Source organism: Sporomusa sp., assembly GCF_057736855.1.
This window is the reverse complement of record NZ_JBYKYF010000309.1, coordinates 1-3,510: the sequence shown is the minus strand read 5'-3', so window position 1 is coordinate 3,510 and position 3,510 is coordinate 1. Positions and strand designations below refer to the sequence as shown.

The window sequence follows — 3,510 nt, the reverse complement described above, 5'->3', positions numbered from 1 at the left end:
TTGAGGCAGCAGTTCAAGTTGTAGAACTGGTTACCCCAACATTTATTATAGAGCCTAAAAAAAGCGCAATCCAAACCTGGATTTACGCATTTCTGCCACTTAATAAATTAATTTTATCAAAATAAGTCTTTTCTGTCAAGATACTACTTAGCCCATTATCCTGCGTATTACGTAAGGAAAAACAAGCTATATTTATTTTACAACTCCTGCAGCTTATCTGGCAAAGAATAACTCCGCCAGAACTAACACCGCTTGTAGCGGTGGAAGGCTTTACTCAATAGATAAAACACATCCACCGTAACCCCAAATTGGGGCGCGGTGGATGTATTGGCAAGCAAGACCAAAGTAACTGCGGATGTCACTTATGGCTACTTGCAAAAGTGCCTGACTTCTTCCCTTAGGATCTAAAACTTAATGGTTGCTCCAAGTGCCAATTCATCTTTATCTCGACCATGGTCTGGCATAAAATTGGTATATGTGACATTAAGATCAATATTGGCAGCTAACTGGTGGGTAACACCCACTTGCACCTCATTAAATTCATCACCAGCAATAAAAGAGGCAAATCCGTCAAGTTGCGGCGCGAGCGGCCCTTGCAGGCCGAGGCCTAAGTATACGGAAGAATCGCTATAATCAAAGTTCCGACTGCCGATGAGACCTTTGAGATTATTAGAGAACTGATACTGTCCATAAATGTCTTTCATATCGCCGTAATAATCACGGTCAATGGATTGATACCCGACTGTGAAGCGATCAGTAAGCTTATGTTCAATGTAGACAGTATCACCCGTTAAGCCTATCGCAGTCTGTCCATTATCCAAATTATTAAGCGGAGCAGCCAAACTGGTTCCTGCGCTCAAAGTAATAAATGCACCTAAAATAAGTAAACTTTTTTTCATTGTAAATCCTCCCCAGCTTATAACTGATTTGCTAAAAAACGTTATAGCAAATAGTTACTTTATGTAATGTTTATGTTACATAGTATACTGAGTAAATTTTAGATTTTTTTTAGAATGGTTTTGGTTGAGACAATCATTCTCACAACTTTTTCAGGTATATTTTTATATATTGTGTTCTTTTCAGATCATAACAAATGATACATAAAAAGGAAACTTCTCGCCAACTTGACACAAGCATGAGAAGTTTCCTTTTTTACATTTGAGGTTTAATGATAGCGCTAGCTTCCTTCAACTCAATGATAACGAATTCAAGCCTACAACTGTACGATTGAAGTATTATCGACAATGCCAGTGACCGATTTTTTCTTCGTCACTTATAGCTGATTTATTGACTAAAGCAGTTTTAGCTGGGGATTCTTGCGCAAAGTTATCTACCATTTTTTTAGCTACTCGAGCATTAACCAGTCCACCGGGACCACCAATGCATCCGCCGTGACATGACATCCCTTCCAAAAAATTCACGTCGATTTTACCAGACTGAAGCTGCTTAATAGCTTCCATACAATTCTCAATGCCTTCTGCATTCAGCGGCTTGACAACAGCCTTAGGATCAAGTCCGACTACGGCTGACTTAACTGCATTCACCAATCCACCGGCGCAAGCAAAGCCATTCCCCGTACTTGAAGCGCTAGACTCAAACCCCTTGTCCTGCGACAAGCCAAGCTCGATGCCCTTGCCGGCAAACATAGCAGCTAGCTCTTCAAATGTAAGGGCAAAATCCACTACCTCTGCATTCTTACGGGCTTCAGCCTTTTTAGCAATACATGGTCCAATAAATACAGTAACCGCATCTGGGTTAACTTCTTTAATAAGCCGAGCGGTTGCCACCATAGGTGAGACAGTAGAGGATATTTTATCTGTTACATCCGGAAAATGTTTCTCAATCAACGCAACAAAAGCCGGACAACAAGATGAGGTCATGAATGGACGCTGCTCAGGCACAGTTGCCAAAAACTCTTTTGCTTCGTTAAGAGTTACAATATCGGCGCCGTAAGCTACTTCGCGTACCTCATAAAAACCTAACTGTTTAATGGCATCAACAATTTGTCCTGGTTTGGTTTTAGGACCAAAATGCCCGACAAATGCCGGTGCCAGCATAGCATATACTTGTTTACCGCTTAGGATTTGTTGAATAACCTGGACTATTACAGAACTATCGCCAATAGCTCCAAACGGGCAAGCCTCTCGGCAGGCTCCGCACTCAACGCATTTTTCCTGATCAATGACTGCTTTGCGGTCACCACCAGCAACAATGGCTTTAACAGCGCAGGCCCGTTCGCACGGACGGCTTACTTCGATAATAGCGCCAAATTGGCAAGATTTTTTACATAAACCACATTCTACACAACGGTTATGATCGATATAAGCCCGGTTCTGAACTACCATAATGGCTCCTTTAGGACAACTGTGTATGCAGTTATGAGCCAAACAATTGCGGCAGGCATCGGTAACCAAATATTTATTAATAGGGCACTGGTCACAAGCTTCTGGCATTACCGAAATAAGCGGCATTTCTTCCACTTTTCCAGCCAAAGCCTCGGCTGCAGCTTTCTTCTGCGACATATACAGTCATTGACATAATGTCAGGTAAATGCGCTGAAGCAATACTGCTTTCTCTTTATGAATACAACACCGATACCGAGGTCCTTCCTCAGATACAATAATATCTTTTACACTCTCAACATCTTCTTCAAGACGGTTTTCAAATGCTAATTTTGTAATTGCTTCTAAGACCTGGTTGCGAATTCTTACAACTTCTGTAGTTTGAGATATTGCCATGAATGTGTTCCTCCAGTTGAAAATTAAAGGTGTTAATTATTATTTTCAACAAAAAAAATCTATGTCCTTCACAGCGGCAAAAGACGAAAAATACCGAAACTTCATAGATTTGAAGCCAAGTTGCAAAATAAAAATCCTGCACAACAAATTAGCAGGATAAATACCAAACACATAACATAATATGAAGAATTTTAAACTTTTGAAAGGATGGCTTGGTATGGGACTCTATGTTAACGTCGGTTCGAATGTAAATATTTATGTAGAAGACCTTAACCCCGAAGGCAATAAAACAATTTTATTTATACACGGTTGGCCGGCCAATCATAAGATGTTTGAATATCAGTTTAACCAACTTCCTAAGATGGGATATCGCTGCGTGGGAGTAGATACCAGGGGATTCGGCAATTCCGATAAACCTTGGCAAGGCTATGATTACAATACATTAGCCGATGATATTCGCTGTGTAGTGGATGCACTTGATCTGCATGATTTCATTCTCGGAGGCCATTCCACAGGAGGAGCCATCGCCATCCGGTATATGGCGCGCCACAGAGGATACGGAGTATCTAAGCTTGCCCTGTTTGCCGCTGCAGCTCCCAGTCTTATCCAACGACCATATTTTCCTCATGGGCTGCAACGTGAAGATGTACTCAAAATTATTCAAGACATATATTCTGACCGTCCGGAAATGTTACGCGACTTTGGCAATAAGTTCTTTTTCCAGCATATAACCCAGCCGTTTGCTGAGTGGTTCTTCAACCGAGGGTTGCAG

Annotated in this window: 4 protein-coding genes; 1 reads left to right on the top strand and 3 read right to left on the bottom strand. The window is 41.4% G+C overall.

The annotated features are described in order from the left end of the window. Window positions 1–404 precede the first annotated feature (404 nt). The 3 genes from AC29Z1_RS15235 to AC29Z1_RS15225 all read right to left on the bottom strand — a co-directional run bounded on the left by AC29Z1_RS15235 (window position 405) and on the right by AC29Z1_RS15225 (window position 2,738). The gene (locus tag AC29Z1_RS15235) at window positions 405–899 is read right to left on the bottom strand and encodes a hypothetical protein (protein ID WP_488272309.1); all 495 of its coding nucleotides are present in this window, start codon (window positions 897–899) and stop codon (window positions 405–407) included. Between the two features lie 336 nt (window positions 900–1,235). Then, window positions 1,236–2,522, bottom strand: coding sequence for a monomeric [FeFe] hydrogenase (locus tag AC29Z1_RS15230; protein WP_488272308.1), 1,287 nt, complete (start codon window positions 2,520–2,522; stop codon window positions 1,236–1,238). 6 nt (window positions 2,523–2,528) lie between these two features. Next, window positions 2,529–2,738, bottom strand: a complete 210-nt coding sequence (locus tag AC29Z1_RS15225; RefSeq protein WP_488272307.1) for a hypothetical protein — start codon at window positions 2,736–2,738, stop codon at window positions 2,529–2,531. 181 nt (window positions 2,739–2,919) lie between these two features. Here AC29Z1_RS15225 and AC29Z1_RS15220 point away from each other — a divergent pair. After that, window positions 2,920–3,510, top strand: a 591-nt coding sequence (locus AC29Z1_RS15220) for an alpha/beta fold hydrolase (RefSeq protein WP_488272306.1), incomplete at its 3' end; no start/stop codon positions are given.